The 23,084-nt window shown below is 38.3% G+C and carries 21 protein-coding genes, 1 pseudogene and 1 other annotated feature; of the genes and pseudogenes, 6 read left to right on the top strand and 16 right to left on the bottom strand.

Annotated elements, in window-relative coordinates; translation table 11 throughout:
- Window positions 1–39 precede the first annotated feature (39 nt).
- From RG565_RS05385 to RG565_RS05330, 12 genes and pseudogenes are all read right to left on the bottom strand, one after another.
- Entirely contained in the window at window positions 40–2,610 is a 2,571-nt protein-coding gene (locus tag RG565_RS05385; protein WP_247937167.1) for a pneumococcal-type histidine triad protein, read from the bottom strand.
- An 8-nt stretch (window positions 2,611–2,618) separates the two neighbouring features.
- Window positions 2,619–3,542, bottom strand: coding sequence for a metal ABC transporter solute-binding protein, Zn/Mn family (locus tag RG565_RS05380; protein ID WP_247937166.1), 924 nt, complete (start codon window positions 3,540–3,542; stop codon window positions 2,619–2,621).
- Window positions 3,543–3,692: 150 nt separating this feature from the next.
- On the bottom strand, window positions 3,693–4,415 hold the full coding sequence (trmD, locus tag RG565_RS05375; protein ID WP_247937181.1) for a tRNA (guanosine(37)-N1)-methyltransferase TrmD: 723 nt from the start codon (window positions 4,413–4,415) through the stop codon (window positions 3,693–3,695).
- A complete protein-coding gene (rimM, locus tag RG565_RS05370; RefSeq protein WP_009568768.1) occupies window positions 4,405–4,923 on the bottom strand; it encodes a ribosome maturation factor RimM in 519 nt (172 codons plus the stop codon). Before rimM ends, trmD begins: the two co-directional genes overlap by 11 nt.
- Before the next feature lie 362 nt (window positions 4,924–5,285).
- Window positions 5,286–6,375, bottom strand: a pseudogene (locus tag RG565_RS05365) (IS3 family transposase).
- Window positions 6,376–6,695: 320 nt separating this feature from the next.
- The gene (locus tag RG565_RS05360; RefSeq protein ID WP_247937165.1) at window positions 6,696–8,240 is read right to left on the bottom strand and encodes a hypothetical protein; all 1,545 of its coding nucleotides are present in this window, start codon (window positions 8,238–8,240) and stop codon (window positions 6,696–6,698) included.
- Window positions 8,241–8,617: 377 nt separating this feature from the next.
- The gene (gene rplL, locus RG565_RS05355) at window positions 8,618–8,986 is read right to left on the bottom strand and encodes a 50S ribosomal protein L7/L12 (RefSeq protein WP_003024225.1); all 369 of its coding nucleotides are present in this window, start codon (window positions 8,984–8,986) and stop codon (window positions 8,618–8,620) included.
- 70 nt (window positions 8,987–9,056) lie between these two features.
- On the bottom strand, window positions 9,057–9,557 hold the full coding sequence (gene rplJ / locus RG565_RS05350; RefSeq protein WP_003029380.1) for a 50S ribosomal protein L10: 501 nt from the start codon (window positions 9,555–9,557) through the stop codon (window positions 9,057–9,059).
- A 38-nt stretch (window positions 9,558–9,595) separates the two neighbouring features.
- Window positions 9,596–9,730 (bottom strand) — a sequence feature (ribosomal protein L10 leader region).
- A gap of 145 nt (window positions 9,731–9,875) precedes the next feature.
- On the bottom strand, window positions 9,876–10,169 hold the full coding sequence (locus RG565_RS05345) for a hypothetical protein (protein ID WP_247937164.1): 294 nt from the start codon (window positions 10,167–10,169) through the stop codon (window positions 9,876–9,878).
- Between the two features lie 436 nt (window positions 10,170–10,605).
- Complete coding sequence (locus RG565_RS05340) at window positions 10,606–10,728, bottom strand: MerR family DNA-binding transcriptional regulator (RefSeq protein ID WP_003042987.1); 123 nt, start codon at window positions 10,726–10,728, stop codon at window positions 10,606–10,608.
- 291 nt (window positions 10,729–11,019) lie between these two features.
- Window positions 11,020–11,901, bottom strand: a complete 882-nt coding sequence (gene dapA, locus RG565_RS05335; RefSeq protein ID WP_195322970.1) for a 4-hydroxy-tetrahydrodipicolinate synthase — start codon at window positions 11,899–11,901, stop codon at window positions 11,020–11,022.
- Window positions 11,902–11,955: 54 nt separating this feature from the next.
- Entirely contained in the window at window positions 11,956–13,032 is a 1,077-nt protein-coding gene (locus RG565_RS05330) for an aspartate-semialdehyde dehydrogenase (protein WP_247937163.1), read from the bottom strand.
- 346 nt (window positions 13,033–13,378) lie between these two features.
- Between RG565_RS05330 and RG565_RS05325 the strand changes: the two genes are divergently transcribed.
- A complete protein-coding gene (locus RG565_RS05325) occupies window positions 13,379–14,071 on the top strand; it encodes a YoaK family protein (protein ID WP_247937162.1) in 693 nt (230 codons plus the stop codon).
- A gap of 194 nt (window positions 14,072–14,265) precedes the next feature.
- Here RG565_RS05325 and RG565_RS05320 read toward each other — a convergent pair whose 3' ends face one another.
- The 3 genes from RG565_RS05320 to RG565_RS05310 form a co-directional block, all read right to left on the bottom strand.
- Window positions 14,266–14,919 carry a DNA alkylation repair protein gene (locus RG565_RS05320; protein ID WP_247937180.1) on the bottom strand — a complete coding sequence of 218 codons (654 nt, stop codon included), beginning with the start codon at window positions 14,917–14,919 and terminating at the stop codon, window positions 14,266–14,268.
- 4 nt (window positions 14,920–14,923) lie between these two features.
- A complete protein-coding gene (locus RG565_RS05315; RefSeq protein ID WP_247937161.1) occupies window positions 14,924–15,463 on the bottom strand; it encodes a GNAT family N-acetyltransferase in 540 nt (179 codons plus the stop codon).
- Window positions 15,464–15,566: 103 nt separating this feature from the next.
- Window positions 15,567–17,237 carry a formate--tetrahydrofolate ligase gene (locus RG565_RS05310; RefSeq protein WP_247937160.1) on the bottom strand — a complete coding sequence of 557 codons (1,671 nt, stop codon included), beginning with the start codon at window positions 17,235–17,237 and terminating at the stop codon, window positions 15,567–15,569.
- A gap of 137 nt (window positions 17,238–17,374) precedes the next feature.
- Here RG565_RS05310 and RG565_RS05305 point away from each other — a divergent pair, with 137 nt between their 5' ends.
- The 5 genes from RG565_RS05305 to RG565_RS05285 all read left to right on the top strand — a co-directional run bounded on the left by RG565_RS05305 (window position 17,375) and on the right by RG565_RS05285 (window position 21,799).
- Window positions 17,375–18,067, top strand: coding sequence for a phosphopantothenate--cysteine ligase (locus RG565_RS05305; RefSeq protein WP_247937159.1), 693 nt, complete (start codon window positions 17,375–17,377; stop codon window positions 18,065–18,067).
- Window positions 18,064–18,615 carry a phosphopantothenoylcysteine decarboxylase gene (gene coaC, locus RG565_RS05300; protein ID WP_247937158.1) on the top strand — a complete coding sequence of 184 codons (552 nt, stop codon included), beginning with the start codon at window positions 18,064–18,066 and terminating at the stop codon, window positions 18,613–18,615. Before RG565_RS05305 ends, coaC begins: the two co-directional genes overlap by 4 nt.
- Window positions 18,599–19,162: an ECF transporter S component gene (locus RG565_RS05295; protein WP_247937157.1), complete on the top strand. Its 564-nt coding sequence runs from the start codon at window positions 18,599–18,601 to the stop codon at window positions 19,160–19,162. The genes coaC and RG565_RS05295 overlap by 17 nt, the downstream gene beginning before the upstream one ends.
- 179 nt (window positions 19,163–19,341) lie before the next feature.
- Window positions 19,342–21,060, top strand: a complete 1,719-nt coding sequence (locus tag RG565_RS05290; protein ID WP_049533769.1) for a phospho-sugar mutase — start codon at window positions 19,342–19,344, stop codon at window positions 21,058–21,060.
- A 391-nt stretch (window positions 21,061–21,451) separates the two neighbouring features.
- Entirely contained in the window at window positions 21,452–21,799 is a 348-nt protein-coding gene (locus RG565_RS05285) for a PedC/BrcD family bacteriocin maturation disulfide isomerase (RefSeq protein ID WP_126467081.1), read from the top strand.
- Between the two features lie 115 nt (window positions 21,800–21,914).
- Here the strand turns inward: RG565_RS05285 and mutY are convergent, their stop codons facing one another.
- Entirely contained in the window at window positions 21,915–23,084 is a 1,170-nt protein-coding gene (gene mutY / locus RG565_RS05280) for an A/G-specific adenine glycosylase (protein ID WP_247937156.1), read from the bottom strand.

The following is a 23,084-nucleotide window of genomic DNA, read 5'->3' as shown; positions in this document are numbered from 1 at the left end:
AGCTGGAAAGTCAATTTCCAACTCTTGAGGGGTGCATTATTAAGAAACCAATTCTCCTGTGAGTACATTGATAGACTTGACAGTTCCTGTCGAATCAGTATAGCTGACTGTCTTGTTTTCAGGATGATAGGTAAAGTTTTCTAAGCTCAAACCATATTTAAAAGCAATGTTAATCAGTTTTTTTCGGAAATCTTGCAGAGACAATCCATAGCTTGCTGCGCGTGCCTTTTCAGCTTCTTCTTCAGCATTAACTGTTGGTTTTTCAGTCCCTTCTGAATTTTCCTTTTCATCATCTACCTCTTTACTTGCAGAGTCGTCTTTCTTATCCTCTGGCTCTTCATTTGGTGCATAGTTCTTTCCGTTATCCGATTGATTTTTCTTACCATGCTGACTAGAATTACCAAAACCATCATCAGAGTGAGGACGATCGTTTGGATTTTGCACATAATATTTCACCGTAGCAAGGAAATCTTCCATGCTGTAGCCGTCAGGTGCTTTGTAAAGTCCTTGATCAAACCAAGAAAGAGAGATATTGTGATAGTGATCATGGTGCGGAATAATCAATTGCCCATTCTTGTAATCCACAACATAAGCTGTATGATATGGCATTGCCTCAACCGGCACTTTTTTAGCTGGTGTCACGCGTTCATAGATTGATTGCGCACTTTCTTTTTGAGGTTGCTTTGGATCAGTTTTAGGCTTGTCTTCTTTCTTTTCACTCGGCGCTTTGGTTTTCAGATACTCTTCCGTCGCTTTACGCTCAGATTCTGACAAATCATTCTTAGGAATATAGTGGCTGTGTGTCATGTGTGGAGCAGTATAGCCATCTCCTTCATCTTTAATCACATCATGTGGATCAAAGATATAACCGTCCGATGTTGCATAACGACCTGCAGCTTTAGCTAGCGCAACTTCATCAGCCGTATAAGCAATTTGAGAATTTGCTTTGCCTGCGCGGTCAGGGTGCACCTCGGCGGAGAGTTTCAAGACTTGGTCTAGCAAAGCTAATTTATCCGCATTCTTGTCTGCCACCTTTTGGAGCAAATCATTCACTTGAGCCAGTTTGTCACTTGCATTTCCTTTTTCTTCCAGTGCTTTTCGGATAGACATCAACAGAACTTTCGCTTTCTTTGCAAATTCTGTGTTTTGACTAGCAGAATCATTATCTGAACCAGTTGCTTTCACCATTTCGGCTAACAAAGCTTTTGCTTTCGCAAGCAGGCTCTCTTTCTCTTCTATACCTAATAACAGATTTGACTGAAGACCATTTATTTGCTCTTCAAAGTTTGCTTTTTGACGCACATCTGAAACTTTCTCTAACAAAGCTTCTGCCTTACTAATAAAGGTTTTAATCTGCTCATCACTAACTTCTGTTTCAGCAGGTTCTTCTTTCTTCTCGTTTTTATCAGAAGTTTTGCCAGTATCTTGCTGATTTTTATCTGGTGTTGCTTGATGATCTTGTTGCGCTTGATCCGATTGCTTAGCTTCCGAATAATCCTCACCCGGCGTTATCATCTGCGCAATCTTTCGTTCCAAATCAGACATTTCATTGTAATAGATAAAATGATAATGATTGCCGTGCGGAACAGCCACTCCGTTAGAAGTCCGCTTTGTAATCTGTGCTGGGTCAAATATCAAACCGTCTGATTCTACATGCCGTTGACTCAAAGGAGTCGCATACAATTGCCGCAGCAATTTAATGATTTCAGCTTTATTTCCACGCTTCGGTTCAGTTTGTTTTGGAGCTGGTTGAGAAGGCTGAGTTTGCTGATTTCCTGTATGATTAGGCGTTCCCGGATTAGCAGGACGATAGTCCAACAACGGATGGTTCATTCCTCCGTTTGACTGAGGAATTTGACCTGAATTGGACGGATATTGTGGACGACTTTTGCCTGTTTTATTGTCCCAATAGTTTTGAGCTGCTGCTAACTCGCTAGGAGACAAATCGCTCTTTGGAACGTAGTGGAAATGATTGCCATGCGGAACGATAAAGGCGTCACCTGTATCCTCAATGACATCAGTTGGATTGAAAACATAGCCGTCATCCGTCGTATAACGACCTTGCGCACGAGCTTCTTTGACAGCGGTTGTTACAGCACCACCTTTCGCTCCCTTATGGCCTTTGCCACTGTATTCTGCCCTTTGGCGAGCAATTTCTTCTTTTGTCCGAACATTACTGGTATGATTTGGATCTTTCAAGTAAAGATAATATTTCCCATTTACCTTGATAATGTAGCCATCTTTCACTTCGTTGATAATATCAGACTGCTGCAAGGTATAGTTTGGATCCCGCATAATCAGCTCTTCACTGATAATCGCATCATAAGGGACTTTCCCATTATAATAATGATAATGATCACCGTGAGAAGTTACGTAACCTTGGTCTGTAATTTTGACAACAATCTGCTCTGCATTGATCCCTTCTTTCGCACTCACTTCATCAGGCGACAAATTCTCTGCTTGCTTGCCCTTGTTTGCTTTAGATTTTCCATTTACATAAGCAACACGGTTATTTTCCTTGCTAGATACTGTCTGATGACGCCCCAGCTCATAGCTACATAAACTTAGGACAACAACTGCAACAGAACCGATAAGATATTTTTTCTTCATGATTCTCCTCATTTTTTCAATTCTTTTGCCAATGTCGCTAGATTGGCTTCTAGATTTTCAAGATAAGTATGATTATTTTGCGGATCAGCTTCCAAAGGATTTAATTGTTTTAGTTTAACGCCTGTAGATTTGACCAAAGTTTTCGCAACTTTTGATGAAGCATTACTTTCCACAAAAATGATTTTAACTTTATAAGTTTTGACAAATTCTTCAATTTCCGTCAATTGGCGCGGACTTGGTTCTTGTTCTGGTGAAATCCCAGCAATCCCCAATTGGGTCAATCCAAATCGCTTTGCCAAGTAAGAAAAGGCCGTATGCTGCGTCACAAATGTTTTTTGTTTCGCTGCTTTGAAAATCGGCTGATATTTTTTAGTCAACTCTTTTGCCTTAGCTGCCAGCTCTTTCGCATTTTTTTGATAGGTTTCTTTATTTTTACTATCAATCTTCGAAAGTTTATCAGCGATGATTTGCGCTTCTTCTGCTACTTTTTCTGGGTCTAACCATGTATGCGGATCGTATAGAGTCTTTTCATCCACTCCCTCACCAGTAGCTACATCTTCTAATCCCGGTACGCGCTCCAGCTTCATCCCTTCTGAAGCTTCAAGCACCTTCACTTTGGATTTTTTTAGATTTGGATCCAATTTTCCTGCCCATGACTCTAGTGTATGAGAATGGTAAACAAAGACATCCGCATCATAGATAGCAGCTACATCATTCGCCGATGGCTCAAAAGAATGAATTCCCGTGCTTGACTGAATCATCCGAACATCATTCAAATCGCCTGATACTTCTTTGACCATAGCATAAATCGGATAAAAACTTGTTACAATTTTCATTCCCTTGCTCTGCTTTTTGCTACCTGCACCGCACGCCGTCAAAATCAAAACCAGTCCTGCCACAAAAATAGAAAATAAATATTTCCTTAATTTCATATATCACTCCTTAACTAGTATTTAACCAGTTCATTAACTGGTTAATATGATACCATGATAGAAATTAGCTGTCAAGAATTTTTTATCTGTTTTTTTAACAATAATAAAAAAGCTTCCTAAACCACATTAGAAAACTTTTAGTCTTATACATCAATTATTCTTTTCTTTACGAATCTCTTCCAACATTTCAGCTTCTTCTACTGTGAACTCATATTTTTCTAGCAAATCTGGACGACGTTCATAAGTCTTTTTCAAACTCTCATACAGACGCCATTTTCGGATATTTTCATGATGACCACTCATCAAAATATCTGGCACAACCATTCCACGAAAATCATACGGGCGAGTATATTGAGGATATTCTAAAAGCCCTGATGAAAAACTATCATCAGTATGACTGGCTTCCTTACCAAGAACTTCAGGAATCAGCCGTACTGTCGCATCGATTATCGTCATAGCAGCCAATTCTCCACCTGTTAAGACATAGTCTCCAAGCGAAACTTCGTCCGTCACCAACCTTTTAATCCGCTCATCGTAGCCTTCATAATGCCCACAAATAAAAATCAATTCTTCTTCTTGGGAAAGCTCTTCCGCATAGGCTTGATCAAAAGTACGACCAGCGGGATCTAACAAAATAACCCGTGGTTGCCTTTTTTCAATCGCATCATAAGCATCAAAAATCGGTTGCGCTCTAAGCAACATTCCTTGACCGCCTCCATAAGGCTCATCATCAACATGTCGTGATTTCTCTGCATTTTCCCGAAAGTTATGATAGTGAATCTCTAGCAATCCTTTTTCACGTGCCTTACCAACTATTGAATGCTCCAGCGGGGCAAACATCTCCGGAAATAATGTTAAAATGTTAATCTTCATCATCCAGTCCTTCCGGAATTTCCACATCTACTCGACTATTTTCAAGATCAATATTCAATACAACAGGCGGAATATAAGGCAACAGTAAATCACGCTTGCCTTTGCGCTTTACCACCCAGACATCATTGGCACCGGGCTGCAAAATTTCTTTAATTGTTCCAATCAAAATATCCTGTTCATAAACATTTAAGCCAATAATTTCATGATAATAAAATTCGCCCTCATCTAAATCCGATAAATCTTCTTCAGCCACTTTCAAAGTAAAATCACGATATTTCTCAATGTCATTGATATGGTACATTCCTTTGAATTTGATAATATCAAAATTTTTCATCTTACGATGACTAGCAATTTCCACATTCATGACAAAATTATCTTTCTTATCAAAAAGGGCCAACATACTTCCCTTTTTAAAACGTTCCTCTGCAAAATCCGTCACCGATAGTACACGCATTTCACCTTGCAAACCTTGCGTATTTACAATTTTTCCAACATTATAATAGTTCATTTTCTCTCCAAGTACTAGCATTCTCCTATTTATTTTATCATGAATAAAGGGAATTCTCAAGAAAACAAAAACCCCACCAAGATAAATCCTTAGTAGGGTCATTGGGGAATGACATCATTCCTCTAATTTTAAATCGCCTTAAGCAACCTTAAAACCTTGATTTATTAGGCTTCCGCAATCAAATTGCGGTACTCTATTATTTAAGAGTAACATAGGCGTTATCCCTTGAAATCGTTGATATAAAGCGATTTTCAGTTTAGTTAGTTGGTTGTGGGGTGTCTGACTGGGTGTCTGCATTTACACCCTCTTTTTCTAGTTGAAAAGGCAACACTTTTCTGTATAAATTTTATAAAGTGTTTTTGTTAAGCGATGATTCTCCTAGTCATGGGTGTTTGGTAATCGAGACTACCATGGATACGGTGGTGATTCCACCAGTGGACATAATCCTTAGTTTTCAGGGTTAATTCTTCCAAAGAGTGGAAGGTTTCTTGTTGGATAAACTCCATTTTGAAAGAGCGATAGGTACTATCAGCTACGGCATTGTCATAATGACAACCATCTTGACTAAGTGAACGGGTGGCCAAATACCTCTAACATCCCATCAATCAGTGTATCATCAAACTCCTTACCACGTTCAGAATAGAAGAGTCTGACTTTGGTAAGAGCGTAAGGGATGCTTTGAATGACTTCTTTGACCAAGTCAGCGGTCTTGTGCCAACCAAGGGATAGGCCAATAATTTCACGATTAAAGAGGTCAATGATCATGTAAACATAAGCACAACGATTCCCAACCCGGACATAAGTCAAGTCTGTCACAAGGGCTTAATGGCTTTTATTGGTTAAACTGTCTGTCTAAGAGATTGGGAATTATTGCTTCATTCTTCCCTTTGGAGTGAGGTTTGAAGGTGACTTTCTGATAAACTGACACTCGATTCAGTCTCTTCATGATGCGACGAATCCGATGGCGAGACAGTATCATACCTTCCGTTTCCAGATATTTCTTGATTTTTCTAGCACCGTATCTGGACTTACTATCAAGAAAAATACGCTTAACCCTTTCTTCAAGTTCGGCTTCAGATATGGGGGCCACAGCTTTGTAGTAATAGCTAGAACGAGGAATATTCAAGAGACGACACATGACTGAAATACTGTATTTGTCCTTGTTAGCAGTAATCACTTGTCTTTTCGCGCCAACATCACTGCTAATCTCTACCTGCATTTCCAGCTCTTTATTGCGCTTCCTGAGGGCAATTAACTCATGCTCTTCATTGATCAGATTATCAACGGTTTTAAATGAGCCAGTCGTTTTTGCCTGTCGAACCCACTTATCAAAGGTCAAGGGTGTTAAATCATATTCTTTGATCAGCTCACTGCGTTTCATTCCCACATTGTGGAGGTCCACGATTGTTGTTTAAAGTCATCGGTAAAATGACGGCGGATTTTTCTAGACATATCTTTTCTCCTGTTTTTTTAGTGTAGAACACTTTATAAGACTGTCTAGTTTAGTGTAACTGATTCAGACAATCTTCTTGAATTCCAGTTCGTAGTATTGACTCATTTGTAACATACCCCGTTTCTTCCTAAGATTATATCTTATAGGTCGAACTGTTACAACTATGTTATATCACAACATTCCTTCTGATTTTCAAAAATCAAATGTTCCTTACTCTCATTAAAATAATCAGCATAATCACCTAAAAGTCTATCTGAGATAAAATTTCCGCTTCTTCAAAATCAATCATATATCACCCTATAAATTAAAAAATTAGTATTCAAAACTTATTTAATAATGAATTTCTCTTTAAAAAATTTAAACTATTTTGCAATCCACAAGCACTAATTGTAATGACTGCTGGTAAGAATTGAATCAAATACCTTGTCCTTCCAGCTTCAAAAACTAGCAGGTATAACAATCCTCCAAAAATAGCTATCTGCATCCAAAGTTTATATTCTTTTTCACTATAAAAAAACGGATAGATACAAATGCTAAAGGAAATAACAATCCAAACAATTTGAATAGACGCAGCATAATAAGCATATCTAGTTCCTTGAGTGTACACAATACTGCGAATAAATCTAGAGAAAGTATTTTGTTGAAATTTCAAAAGTGCTTGATTATCTAAATGACTATCTTCATTCAATACTTTCTCTTGTATCCAGCCAAACATCCCCTCATTTGTCATCCAATAATACTTATAAAGGAGATGATTAGTAAAACTACTTATATCGTGGTTCTTTAATCGTCTATGTATATCTGATAAAGCTGAGATATTTCTTTCATTACCAATTGCCGAGACAACATCATTCGGAAGATCTGCATGCTCATTTCCACCATGAGTTAAACCTAAATCAATATAATACAACAAAGTTCTACTTCTGTCTTCTTCAAATTGGACAAAGTGCTGAGTTCTAAGTGAAAATGATTGGAGTTGAGTTACGCATAAAAAACTCACTAAAAATAGCAAAACGCTCCTAAGGATTAATTTAATATTTGAATGGTATTTCTTATCAACCAAACCTTTAAAAAGCACAATAACACCTGCAATAGCAAAAATCAATAGTGTCGGTCGAAATCCGTTCGCCACTGCAAAAACAACCCCTGCTAATGACATGTGAACAGCAGAGTAATTTCTCTTGACAGCCGTTACAAATAAAAATAAGCTTAGAGAAAGAAAAAATAGTGCAATTGGGTCAGAATAAGTATAAATATATTGAGGTGATAACCCTAATATAAGAACAAGAAGAAAATAACTTAAATCTGAAACCGACTTATCTAAACATTTCTTATTGGTAAAATAGATTAAACAAATACTAGCATCAATAAAAAATATATTCCAAATACCTAGCATTAAAATTGTTTGATTTCCAAACATCAGATAAATTAATTTCATCCACAACAATAAAAAATAATTGTTAGGGTTAATAGAAATATAATTTGTTGATAAAGCAAAGTCTTGATTGGTAGCAATGTTGTAGATAATTGTTGAATCAGCACTTGCTAAACGAATACTTGTAATTGTCACAACAAACTGAATAACGACAATAACAAATAGTACCAATTTTTTTCTACAATTAAAAAAATGAAATAAGTCTTTAAAAACTTTCACAATAACTTTTCTAAACCAAAGTAGGAATACTAAAATAGCCATAAGGCAAACTAAAAATAAAGTTTGGCGACTTGATAAATTAGTGAAATCGATTTTTAAATAATAATGAATAAAGTAGATAGAACTAAAAAGCCATAGGACACCTAGAATAAGAAAAAATAAGTTTCCTAATTTAAATAATTTAGACACTAGTTGATTTTCAATTGTCATCACTGTCTTCCCAGAGTAATTACTAATTTCCTTGACTGACATCATATACCTCACATTCAGTAGCAAAAGAAAACTAATAGTTATTTAATGCATTGCTCACACAATACACTAAAGAGAGTCCTCCCCTTTGCCATAAAATTATTTATTAAAATTATATTTTGAAATTCTAGATACATCTATCAATAGAATTTTTATCTAAAACAATTATATCATTTTGGGATAAAACAATAAATCTCTAACAGAACACACAAACACCCCCACAGCAATTTATGGGGGTGTTTGTGGGGGGTCAAATGAGACTTCCCAATTTATAATCGCCTTAACTCAACGAAAAGGCTTTTATATTAGGCTTTCAGTCCTAAGTAATCACTAAACGATTATTTAAGAGTAACAGAAGCTCCAGCTTCTTCCAATTTAGTTTTGATTTCTTCAGCTTCTGCAGTTGCAACACCTTCTTTAACAACAGTTGGTGCTCCGTCAACAAGTTCTTTAGCTTCTTTAAGACCAAGACCTGTGATTTCACGAACAGCTTTGATAACGCCGACTTTCTTGTCGCCTGCTGCAGTCAACTCAACGTCAAATGAATCTTTTGCAGCGGCAGCTTCACCAGCACCAGCAGCAGCTACAGCTACAGGAGCAGCTGCAGTTACACCAAATTCTTCTTCGATAGCTTTTACAAGGTCGTTCAATTCAAGGATTGAAGCTTCTTTAATTTCAGCAATAATATTTTCAATGTTCAATGCCATTGTTATTTCCTCCAAATATATTTCATTAGTTTAAAATTAGTTTGTAGCATAGGCTACGCGCAACTTAACATTAAGCCGCTTCTTCTTTGTTGTCTGCAACCGCTTTGACTGCAAGAGCAACGTTGCGAACTGGCGCTTGAAGTACAGATAGTAGCATAGATAGAAGTCCTTCGCGGTTTGGAAGAGTTGCAAGAGCAACAATTTCTTCTTTAGATGCAACCGCACCTTCAATAGCTCCACCTTTAATTTCAAGTGCATCAGCTTCTTTAGTAAAATCATTGATGATTTTTGCTGGTGCTACAACATCTTCATTTGAAAATGCAACAGCAGATGGTCCAACAAACGCATCAGCAAGACCTTCAAGTCCAGCTTTTTCAGCTGCACGACGTAAGATTGAGTTTTTAATGACTTTATACTCAACTTCGCTTCCACGAAGATTACGACGAAGAACTGTGTCTTGTTCAACTGTAAGACCACGAGCATCCACAACAACGATACTTGCAGCTGCTTTCATTTTTTCAGCAACTACATCAACTAGTTCCGCTTTTTTAGCAATACTTGCTTCACTCATTTAGTGTTTCACCTCCGTAATTATTTTGCTTGGGGAATTTTTCCAAAAGAAAAACGCGCCCAAACCTAGACACGAAAGTACAATACGTTTCTTTTACATGATCCGTTTTGTCCTCGGTAGGATCTTTATGAGTCGAGCTCCCCTACTGTCTTAGGCAGTTTTTTCAAACCAATAATTATTGTAACATAAGAAAAAAAAGATTGCAAGAGTTTTTGATAATCTTTTTATAATAAAGTGAAAGTCTATCCTTTGGGGTAAGCAGATACATTAAATTTTTGAAAAAAGCACCAGCTCACTCGGAGTAGATGCCTTATACTCTTATAAATCTCTAGCCTTCAAATATTGCTCGTTTGTAATAAGCGTTTTTTTGTAATACTGATTATAACTCTTACTAAATTTCCTTATTAGTGGAATTGCTATTTCATAATATTTATTGTCTAACATAAACGTTTGTAATTTATCTTGAATTGTTTTCATAGGACTATTTTTATAATTGTCGCTATTTTTATAATCTTGATATTGAGCTATAATATTCTTATTTTCTGTTAGCCACTTTTCGGCATTTTCTATTGCTTCAATTTTTGACGCATTAACTTCTTTTAATACTTTCATATCAAAAGCAGAGCTTACTTCTTCAATATAATCTTGTTATTCTTTACTAAGGTTAAAAGAAGGAAGGCTATCTAGATAGTTAACAAATTTTTTATAAGCTTCTTTTCCATCCTCTCTTAAATGTTCATTCAAAAATGACTGGCATGCAGAAAAAATTAATTGCCCAAAATATCCTGGAAATGTTTTTTTCTAATCTCTCATAAATACTTTCTTCTGCTTCAATCAAAGCTATCTTATCATCAATAAGAGTCTAGCTTTCTTTCTTAACGATTGGCTTAATAATCTCTTTCCTCTTTTGTTCAATATCCAGCTGATGTTGTTTTCTTCTAAGTATGGAAGATAATGAATTTCCGTTTGAAGATAAACATTCTTTTATCTCAGATATACTAAGCCCAACTTTTCTAAATAAAGATATCTTACTCAAGATTTTCATGTCTTATTCGCTATAATCTCGATAACCATTTTCTGATTTCAAAGGCTTAATCAATCCTTTTTCCTCGTAGTACTCAATTGCTTTTCTGGTCAAACCAGTTTTATTTTGAATTTCATTTCTCAACATGATGCACCACCTCCTCAATTAAATGATATACCAGACCCTAACAAACAGGTCAAGCCCTTTATTTAATATTTTCTCGTAATATCTGGTGATGAAAAACATAATTAATGGAGACATCCAACTGAAATCTCAACAGAATCACTGGTAAATAAGCCTTTACAGGAATACAAATAACAGCAATCATCCTCATCAAAGGCATTAGATGCCAAAGTCCTCCGTAATGAAAAAATTAACTACTTCACAATAAATTTTGATAATATCTTTACGACTTTTTAGAAATCTAAAATGCTTATTTCAATCTTCAAAAAATGGAAGAATAGAGGCTTTTTCTTTCTCTGTACAGGCAACAAGCGGGAGGCGGAGTGGTCCGACTTCAAATCCTTGAGAATTTAGCACAGCTTTAAGTGGTGCTGGGCTTGTCACAGAAAAGAGAGCTTCTATTTTTGGTAACAGCTGACGTTGAATCTGAGCAGCTTTTTTCAGATTGCCCTCATCTAAGGCTGAAAACATTTCATAAAAATCATCACCATTGGTATGAGCCGCAACAGATATAACACCCTGTGCTCCAATTGCCTTTGCATGAAAAGCTTGTCCGTCTTCCCCAGTATAAATTAGAAAGTCCTGTGGCGCGTTTTCAACCAAATGAGTAAGAGTATCTATACCCGTACAGTCTTTGATAGCAATAATATTTGGCAACTGCGCCAAGCGCAAGGAAGTTTCTACTGTCAAACCAGCAACCGTTCGGCTAGGAACATTATAAACGATGACTGGCAGATTTGAAGCTTCCGCAATCGCTTTATAATGCTGATATAGACCTTCTTGAGTCGGTTTGTTATAATAAGGAGTCACTGCAAGTCCGGCAGCAAAACCACCAAATTTGTCAACTTCACGCGCGAATTCAACTGAATCTCGAGTATCATTTGTACCAATTCCGGCTATCAGCGGAACTCGCCCTTTTACAATCTTTTGAACTACTGCAAATAATTCCAGCTCCTCTTCATGCGTCAGAGTTGGGCTTTCGCCTGTCGTTCCTGCGATAATCAATCCTTCTGTATGATGCGCTAGAAGGTGTTCAATCAGCTTAGGAAGAGCCTCAAAGTTAATGCTACCGTCCTCTTTAAACGGTGTTACAAGTGCTGTTATGATTCTTGCTTTTTTTAAATCTTCTATAGACATAACTATCGTCCTCCTAGCCTGCAAAATACAACTATACGAATATTATCTCACATTTTACTTCAATTTGAAAATGACCTCTGCTGTTGGATGGACCAAGCCACGTTCATGCAAAGTCTCAGCGATTTGAACAGAATTCCAAGCAGCACCTTTAAGCAGATTGTCTGAAACCACCCACATATGGATGCCTTTTTCAGCGTCCAAATCCTTGCGAATTCGTCCCACGAATGTCTCGCGTTTTCCGACAGCATTGACAGCTTGAGGGTAGACTTGATGAGCAACATCATCCTCTAATACTGCTCCTGGGAAGTTCGCAATAGCTGCTTTGACCTCTGCGATGGGTGCCACTTCTTTTGTCTCGATGTAGACAGACTCTGAGTGCGCTGAAAGAACAGGGATACGAACACAAGTAGCAGAAACCGCAATCGTGTCATCTTCCATGATCTTCTTGGTTTCATTGGTCATCTTCATCTCTTCGTAGGTGTAGTCATTGTCCGTAAAGACATCGATTTGAGGAAGAGCATTAAAAGCAATCGGATAGTGTTTCTTGTCACCGCCGGAAGGCAAAATCTCAGCCTTGACATCACACGGATTGACTCCGTCATTTAAGACCTCACGCAGTTCGCGTTGAGTCTCAAGAATAGCTCCCATACCAGCACCGGACACAGCTTGATAGGTCGATACGATAATACGCTCCAAGCCCCATTTCTGACGAACAGGTTCCAGCGCCACCATCATCTGGATGGTGGAACAGTTAGGGCAAGCAATAATCCCGTTATGAGCATCAAGTGCATGAGAATTCACTTCCGGTACCACCAGAGGCACATCAGGATTCTGACGGAAATGAGAGGTATTGTCAACGACAACAGCTCCTGCCTTAACAGCGTAAGGAGCATACTTGGCAGACGTTGAGCCACCTGCTGAAAAGAGAGCGATATCTACACCTTCAAAGGCAGTTTCCGTTGTTTCTTCAATTGTGATGTCTTGGTCTTTGAATTTCAAAACTTTCCCAGCAGAACGAGCTGAAGCCAAGTAGCGTACTTTCTCAATTGGAAGACTTGATTCTTCCAGCATTTTAATCATTTGAGCTCCAACGGCACCTGTAGCACCAACCACAGCAACTGTATATCCCATAACATACCTCTCTGAATTTTCAAAAAATTTGTGTATTGCTGGTATTATACTACTTTTCTAAAGAATTGAAAAGACTTATAAGAAAAAAATCCCCACTAAAAAGTAGGGATTGAGGGCACTTTCGTGTGATGAGCAGGTTCACACAACTCATCAAGGTCCGCTCCTGCGTATATGACCTCCCATGCTCAATATGTGGCTTGCGCCACTTATCGACTCATCGCATATCTAGCATTCTACTATAGAAAATCCTAAAAGTCAAACTATTTTTTATGAGAGATTTTTTAGCTTATCCATATTTGAAATTGGTGCCTTAAAAGAGTAAAATAGTCTTTAGGAGGATGAAGTTATGGATACTATGAAACAGCCTGTCCCCATGCCTCAAGATAGGCGAACAATGGCCCTCTTACTTGGTGCTGTAGGTGGCTGCCTTGATGTTTTCTCGCATATGCAATTTAGTACGCTAATCGCAACCCAAACAGGGAATATTCTTTTAATCGTAGCCGATTGGGATGGACCAACCGTAAAGACTGCTTACCGTATCCTTTCGCTTATCTTTTTTACCTGTGGCTTTGTCTTCGGTATTCTACTTAAGGAACGGGCGCAAAGTTCACATTGGCGTACTTGGGGGGTCTTACCATTGACTCTCACGACTTTCCTCTTTCCTTTCTTTCATTCTCATTATTTTATCTGGGTGATATTGCTTGCAACCTCTACCGGAATGGTCATGCTAACTTATACAGGCTCAAAAATCGAGTCTTATCCCTATATGATTATGATGACTTCAGGAAACTATCGGAGAATGGTCACTGCTTGGTATGAGTATATTCGTTTTAAAGACCGTAGACATATTATTAGAAGGCAAGCGGCTAATTACTCTATGATTGTCGCTAGTTTCATCGGCGGTGCTGTTTTTACTGGTTTTCTCACACGCTTCATTCACCAATACGCTATCTGGACAGTCACCACTATTTTGACGATTATTATCATTCATTATACCAGATACAATCATATACATCACTTAAAGCAAAAAAATATCTAACACTCAATGAAAATCGAAAAGCAAACTAGAAACTAAATAAGACAAAAAACCGAACCAATCCTCTTGGGTAATGCTCACAAAGAGAATTGGTTCGGTTTTTGCTAGTTCATCAATACTTGCCTGCGATATTTCATTTATCAATCCTCTTCATCAGTTTTTAACTACTGATGGAAAAACTTCCTCATCTATCAATCTCACAAATACTTGCTTCCTTCTTTAATGCTGAGTTTACTCAGTCTATCTTTGTATTTTTCGATAAACTCCCGCACCCAGTCGGGATTAGTTTTGGAGTAGTCTCGTAGCGCCCAGCCAATAGCCTTATTGATGAAAAACTCAGTCTGGTCCAGATTGTTGATTAGGATCTGCTCCAGGAGCTGGACATCCGTTTCTTCTTTTTGAAGCAATTGATGCTCGATAGCAAGGCGCCGTAGCCAAAAATCTTCATCTCTGCTCCACTCCAACACAAATTTCTTTGTCTCAGGATAGTGCAGGCAAATAAAGCCTACTGAACGGCACAAAAAGTCAACCGTGTCCCACCATGGCTTTGTTTGTGCTAATTTCTTTATCTTTGGCAAATCGCTTGGTGTCAAAGCTTTTTGTTTCAATTGCAAATAATCCAGCACCACATATTGCATTTCACGATAGGGGTTCTCCCAAGCCTGATGGATAAATTTCCAATCTATCGTAGACTTGTGATTTTTCTTAAAAAATATCTTAGAAACTTGGCGTCTAACAGGTGTTTTAACTCCTAAAAATTCAAATTGATTTTTCATATATGCTCTCATATGAACAGCGTCATCGGAGTTAGCTACTTCTTTTAAATTCTGAAAAATATCTTCTGCATTCATATCATCATTCATTTTTAATACCTATATTTTTGATTAATTTGATTGGTCTTGCTGGTTTATCTAAACTCTTCTGCAACCAAACTGTATCATGCCAGCAGCCAAATTTATAGCCGATTTTTGGGAAATGCGCTACTTGCTGATAACCACGTTTTTTATGGAAAGAAATACTGGCGTCATTCGGAAGAGCAATACAAGCTAGAAACTGGACAAAACCTTGCTGTTCAAGAATTTCTTCCAATTTGTCATAAAGCTGCTTCCCAATCCCTCTACCGCGATTCTCATCAGCTACATAGACCGACAGTTCAACAGCCCAGTTGTATGCCTCTCGACCATAATAAGTCGAAGCATAAGCATAACCTAGAATTGCTCCATCTTCTTCTGCCACCAGATAAGGATACCTTTCCAAGGTCTTCTCAATCCGATCAGAAAATTCCTCCACCGACGGAATATCGTACTCAAAAGTAATGGCTGTTTTCTCCACATAAGGCGCGTAAATAGCTACAAGAGCAGTGGCATCGTTTTTATTTGCTAATCTGATATTCATCCGAACCTTCCTTTCTTCTTATTATTTTCATCAAAATGAAGTATATCACCATGTATATTTTACCAAATTCAAAAAGAAAAGGCTCTCTCGAACCTTTTTCGTTTTAAAATAGTCCAATAGCAGTTCCGTCTGCTGCTACGTCCATATTGAGGGCTGCTGGGCGTTTTGGCAGACCGGGCATAGTCATAACATCACCAGTCAAGGCTACAATAAAGCCTGCACCTAGTTTTGGAACGACTTCACGGATAGTGATTTCAAAATCTTCTGGTGCTCCAAGCAGGGCTGGATTGTCTGAAAAACTATATTGGGTCTTGGCCATACAAATTGGTAGCTTATCCCAACCGTTCTTGACAATTTGAGAAATTTGAATTTTGGCTTTCTTTTCAAAATTGACTTTTGTTCCACGATAGATTTCCTTGACAATTTTCTCGATTTTTTCTTCGATAGACAGATTGTTGTCATAGAGTCGGCTGTAGTGAGCAGGAGTCTCTTCAATCGTTTTAACCACAGTTTCAGCAAGAGCTAGACCACCGTCAGCTCCGTCTGCCCAGACACTAGCCAATTCCACAGGGACATCAATCTCCGTGCAAAGTTCCTTGAGAACGGCAATTTCAGCCTCAGTATCAGAGACAAATTCATTGATAGCCACCACAACCGGAACACCAAATTTACGGATATTTCCCACATGGCGTTTGAGGTTGGCAAAACCTGCTTTAACCGCTTCAACATTCTCAGTTGTCAGATCTTCTTTAGCAACACCACCGTTCATTTTCAATGCTCTGAGAGTTGCAACAATAACCACTACATCTGGAGCAGTCGGAAGATTGGGTGTTTTGATATCTAGGAATTTTTCAGCCCCTAGATCCGCACCAAATCCAGCTTCAGTCACCGTGTAGTCCGCCAAATGCAAAGCTGTTGTCGTTGCCAAAACGGAATTACAGCCGTGAGCAATATTGGCAAACGGTCCACCGTGAACGAAGGCAGGGGTTCCATAAATAGTCTGTACTAGATTGGGCTTTATAGCATCTTTCAAGATGAGAGCAAGAGCACCTTTTATTTCCAAATCTCGAACATAAACAGGCGTCCGATCATAACGATAACCAATAACGATATTAGCTAGACGTTCTTTCAAGTCTTCAATACCTGTCGCTAAACAGAGAATAGCCATGATTTCAGATGCAACCGTAATATCAAAACCATCTTCCCGCGGAATTCCATTAACCGGACTGCCTAGACCGACTGTCACATGCCGCAAAGCACGGTCATTCAGATCTACCACGCGCTTCCAGATAATGCGACGTTGGTCAATTCCTAGAGCATTTCCTTGATGTAAATGATTATCAATCAAAGCAGAAAGGGCATTGTTGGCAGTGGTGATCGCATGCATATCTCCTGTGAAATGCAAATTGATGTCTTCCATTGGTAGAACCTGTGCATAACCACCTCCAGCGGCTCCGCCTTTGATTCCCATTACTGGTCCAAGAGATGGTTCACGAATCGCAATCATGGTTTTCTTGCCTATTTTGTTGAGAGCGTCTGCTAAACCAATAGTAATAGTCGATTTCCCTTCGCCAGCCGGTGTTGGATTGATTGCTGTTACCAGAATCAGCTTACCAACTGGATTCTTTTGTAATTCCTGAATCTTATTAAAAGACAATTTAGCCTTGTATTTACCGTAAAGCTCCAAATCGTCGTAATCAATTCCAACTTTCTTCACTACATCAGCAATCGGCTGTAAGTCAACGCTCTGAGCAATTTCTATATCCGTTTTCATTTGGAATCCTCCAGTTTTGATAGGATTATTATACCAAAAAATAAAGAAAACAAACACTTTCAAAGCTAAACTTCTCAAAAACGTTCGGGAAAGTCTTTTCTATTTACGAATTAAGTTTTTTTGTGTAAAATTTAGTTATGAAACTATTGATTACTTCTGGCGGAACAAGCGAAAAAATTGATCAAGTTCGTTCTATTACGAATCACTCAACAGGAAGACTTGGTGCTCTTATTGCAGAGAGTTTTTTAACACAAGGTGATCAGGTCACCTTAATCACTACACAGAGTGCTGTCAAACCTGCTGCTCATCCAAATTTAACCATTCAAATCATTGAAAATGTTCAGGATTTGCTAGAAACAATGCAGTCTTTGGTCAAAATTCATGATGTTTTGATTCATTCAATGGCCGTCTCTGACTACACGCCTATTTACATGACAGGTTTTGATCAAATTACTGCTTCACAGGATTTAACAGAATTTTTGAATAAGACCAATGATCAAGGCAAGATTTCATCAAAAGATGAATACCAAGTACTCTTTCTCAAGCAAACTCCAAAAATTATCAGCCAAGTCAAAAAATGGAATCCCGATATCCGTCTAATTGGTTTTAAACTCTTAGTTGATGTTTCTAAGGAAGAATTACTGACAGTTGCTCGTGCCAGTCTTGCTAAAAATCAAGCTGAAATAATTGTAGCAAATGACTTGTATGATATTTCAAGCAATCAACATCATGCTTACTTGGTCAAAGAAAATTCTGTCATAGAAGCCAGCACCAAAGAGGAAATCGCTCAACAACTCGTAACACACATTCACGCAAAGGACAATCTATGAAACATATTACTTTAGCTGTTACAGGAAGTATCGCTGCATATAAAGCTGCCGACTTGGTCAGTCAATTGACAAAAGACGATCTAAATGTAACTGTTCTGATGTCTCAAGTAGCTACAAATTTCATTACACCGTTGACTTTACAGGTATTGTCGAAAAATTTAGTACATACAGACGTCATGGACGAGCCTGCGCCAAACAAAGTTAATCATATTGAAATTGCCAAGCAAACGGATCTTTTCTTAGTTGCACCTGCTTCTGTCAATACAATCGCTAAATTAGCCAATGGCTTTGCAGACAATATGATAACCAGTACCGCACTTGCTCTGCCATCAATAGCTAAAAAAGTGCTGGCTCCCGCTATGAATACAAAAATGTATGAAAATCCAATCACTCAAGAAAATCTATCTAAATTAGAAAAATATGGCTGGCAAATCATTCAGCCTAGAGAAACCGTCCTCGCTTGTGGTGACAAAGGAATCGGCGCACTTGCTGATATAGAAACAATTATAAAAAAAGTAAAGGAAATGATTTATGAAGAAACAATCTAATATTGCTCAAATTGCTATCTTTTTTGCGATTATGCTCGTCATTCATCTATTGAGTTCAGTAATATTTAACCTATTCCCTGTTCCGATCAAACCAACGATTGTCCACATTCCCATTATTATTGCAAGTATTTTATATGGACCAAAAGTAGGTGCTATTTTAGGGGCGCTAATGGGTATCATTAGTCTGGTTACGAACACACTTGTTCTCTTGCCAACCAGTTACTTGTTTAGCCCGTTTGTACCTAATGGGAATATTTATTCGCTCCTCATTGCCCTCGTTCCACGAATCTTAATCGGAGTCACTCCTTATTTTGTTTATAAATATCTTAAAAATAAGACCGGACTTATCTTAGCTGGAACAGTCGGTTCGTTGACAAATACCATATTTGTTTTAGGAGGGATTTTCCTGCTATTCTCCAAAGTGTATAATGGAAACATTCAGTTGCTGCTTGCCTCTGTCATTTCAACCAATTCTATTGCTGAAATGATTATTTCTGCGGTTCTGACAGTTACCATTATCCCAGCACTTGAAAAAGTTAGAAAATAATCACGTGAAAACGTGATTTTTTTATGAAAAAATGCTATAATGAAAACGGTTAAACAAATGCAGAAAGCTGAAAAATTGAGAAAAATGGATATGCTCGTTCCTTTATTAAATAAGCAATGATATTTCCTGTTTTCACTGATTTTTCATAAGCTTTCCTATTTTAAAAAGGAGATTTCGTAATGACTTACCAAGAAAATTTCAAAAAATGGCTTGATTTTGCAGAACTTCCAGACTATCTTCGTAAAGAATTGGATTCAATGGATGAAAAAACAAAAGAAGATGCTTTTTATACCAATCTTGAATTTGGTACTGCTGGTATGCGTGGTCTGATAGGTGCTGGTACGAATCGTATCAATATTTATGTCGTTCGTCAGGCAACTGAAGGTTTAGCACGTTTGATTGACGAAAAAGGCGAAGATTTCAAAAAACGCGGTGTCGCTATTGCTTACGACTCTCGCCACTTCTCACCAGAATTCGCCTTTGAATCTGCTGCTGTTTTAGCAAAACATGGCATTAAATCTTATGTATTTGAGAGTCTCCGTCCAACACCAGAACTTTCATTTGCAGTTCGCCATTTAGGAACTTTTGCTGGAATTATGATTACTGCTAGCCACAACCCTGCTCCATTTAATGGCTATAAAGTTTATGGCGAAGATGGTGGTCAAATGCCGCCTCATGATGCTGATGCTCTAACAGCTTATATTCGTGCTATTGAAAATCCATTTGCCATTGAAGTTGCTGATGTTGAAGCAGAAAAAGCATCTGGATTGATTGAAATCATCGGTGAAAATGTCGATATTGAATACCTAAAAGAAGTAAAAGACGTGAATATCAATCAACAATTGATTGACGAATATGGCAAAGACATGAAAATCGTCTACACTCCGCTTCACGGTACAGGTGAAATGTTAGCACGCCGAGCATTTGCTCAAGCTGGTTTTGACTCTGTTCAAGTCGTTGAAGCTCAATGTGTGCCAGATCCAGACTTCTCCACTGTCAAATCACCAAATCCAGAAAACCAAGCTGCTTTCGCTCTCGCTGAAGAATTAGGGCGTAAAGTTGGTGCGGATGTCCTTGTCGCAACAGACCCAGATGCTGACCGTGTGGGCGTTGAAGTTCTCCAAAAAGACGGCAGCTACCGCAATCTTTCAGGAAATCAAATCGGTGCAATTATGGCTAAGTACATCCTTGAAGCGCATAAGACTGCTGGAACACTTCCTGCCAATGCAGCACTTTGCAAATCCATTGTGTCTACCGATCTTGTAACCAAGATTGCTGAAAGCTACGGCGCAACCATGTTCAATGTCTTAACTGGTTTCAAATTTATCGCCGAAAAGATTCAAGAATTTGAAGAAAAACACAATCACACTTACATGATGGGCTTTGAAGAAAGCTTTGGCTACTTGATTAAACCATTTGTGCGTGACAAAGATGCTATCCAAGCTGTATTAGTTGTTGCAGAATTAGCTGCCTACTACCGTTCTCGCGGCTTAACTCTTGCAGACGGAATTGAAGAAATCTACAAAGAATATGGTTATTATGCTGAAAAGACGATTTCAGTTACTCTGTCTGGTGTTGATGGCGCGGAACAAATCAAAGCTATTATGAGCAAGTTCCGTGACAATGCACCAAAAGAATTTAACGCTACTGCTGTTGCAGTCACAGAAGATTTCAAAGCACAAACTGCTACTGATTCTGACGGCGATGTAACGAAATTAACAACTCCACCAAGCGATGTATTAAAATACACACTTACTGATGGTTCATGGATTGCTGTACGTCCTTCAGGAACTGAACCAAAAATCAAATTCTACATTGCTGTTGTCGGAAATTCCAGCCAAGACGCTCAAGCAAAAATTGCAAAAATTGAAGCAGAAATCAATGATTTTGTAAAATAAGCAAAAAGTAAGAAGGCTTTGATTTCTCAGTCTAACTTCTACAATATTCAAACTTCGAGTCTGGGACAAGAGTGTCTCAGACTCGAAATTGTCTTGTAACAAATGACAGATAATTGCTCAAACGCTGCTTTAAGATGGCGGACAGAGCTTTCGAAGTAGGTCTCAAAGTCTTTTCGCTTTTTAACATTTGCTCAACGTTACAGGGGAGACTATACAAAATAGCTGGGAAACATTTTATAGCGGAGTCTTGAGATAAGAGGATGACAATTAAAATTTTCAGTTTCTAGTTCTGTTTCACTTCTCTTTCAATATTTTACATTTCATTTCAAATCTCTGCATTATTTTCCTATTTGTGGCATACTAGAATGAGCAAAAGAAATGAGGTTATTTTATGGATAATTTTACGCAAGATATCAAAGATTTAGAAGTCACGACTGTAGAACGTGCCCGACAAGCCATTGAAAATAAAGAAAACGCAACTTTTTTCATTGGGCGTAAAACGTGCCCTTACTGTCGTAAATTCGCCACTACGCTAGCTAGTGTTGTCGCTGAAACCCAAGCATACATTTTCTTTATCAACAGTGAGGAACCTAGTGAACTGGAAGAACTCCAAGCTTTTCGTTCCGAATATGGAATCCCAACTGTGCCAGGATTTTTACACACAGAGAATGGTCATGTGACTGTCCGTTGTGACTCTTCTATGACGGCTGACGAAATCAAGACATTCGCTAACTTATAAAAATGAAGCTGGAATTAAAATTTCCAGCTTCAAAGTATATTATAAACTAACTAAGCAGTAACTTTTTACTATCACCAAACGAGGCAGGGATCATATCGTCCCTGTCTCTTAATATTTAATTTCCTTTTAATTTTCCTTTTTGAAAAGTTTGCCACATTTTCTGCTGAGGTTTCGCAAACGGATAGTCGGTAAAGTCATCAGGATGCAGCCACAAAACTTGTTCCTGTTTAGGCATTTCCGTAGCATTTACCACCTGACCGTAAAGCAAACGAATCTGCCACTTGCGATGACTGAACACATGTTGAATTGTCGGAAAAGCTTGCTCCTGCCAATTCACTACCACATCATAATCCTGCTCAAAGCTTTCTTGCGGAGATAATTCAATTGCAACTTGATTTTCTGCTACTTCAAAAAGGGATAACTGTTCATCATCCGAAAATTCGTCTACTTCAATCAAAGGAAAGTGCCAAAATCCTGATAAAAGACTGCTTGCTTCATTTTTCTCTAAAAGAAATTCTCCTTGATTATTCTGGATAATCAAACCATACAAATAAACTGGAATAGGTTTTTTCTTAGGAGCTTTGATAGGGTATCTATCCATTGTTCCATGTAAGTAAGCAGCACTAAATTCCCTTACTGGACTGTCCTCAGGTCTAGGGTTGACAGGCGCTTCAATATCTGAGCCCAAATCCATCAAAGCTTGGTTGAAATCTCCCGGTCTTTGGGGGTCAATCAGAATTTCCATCATCGCTTGAAAAACCTTTCGGTTAGCAGGGACACCAATATCCAAACTCACCTCAAATAAACGGCTCAGGACCCGCATAACATTCCCATCAACCGCTGGCTCAGGCAAGCCAAAAGCAATACTTGCAATAGCTCCTGCTGTATAAGGACCAATTCCTTTCAGACTAGAAATCTCCTCGTAAGTGTGAGGAAACTCGCCACTAAAATCTGTCATAATCTGCTGAGCAGCCTGTTGCATATTGCGTACTCGCGAATAGTAACCTAGCCCCTCCCAAGCTTTAAGCAAACGTTCTTCTGAAGCCATTGCTAAATCTTTAATTGTCGGAAACCAGGCTAAAAAACGCTCATAGTAAGGAATAACCGTATCTACCCGTGTTTGCTGAAGCATAATTTCTGAAATCCAGATATGATAAGGATTGCTGCTTCTCCGCCAAGGTAAATCGCGCTTATTTTCATCATACCAAGCTAATAATTTTTGGCGAAAAGAGATAATCTTTTCATCCTCCCACATCTCAATCCCATATTTTTTCAAATCTAACAT

This window comes from Streptococcus sp. IsoGale021 (genome assembly GCF_031142795.1).
GTDB lineage: Bacteria > Bacillota > Bacilli > Lactobacillales > Streptococcaceae > Streptococcus > Streptococcus hominis.
This window is presented reverse-complemented; position numbering and strand designations above follow the sequence as displayed.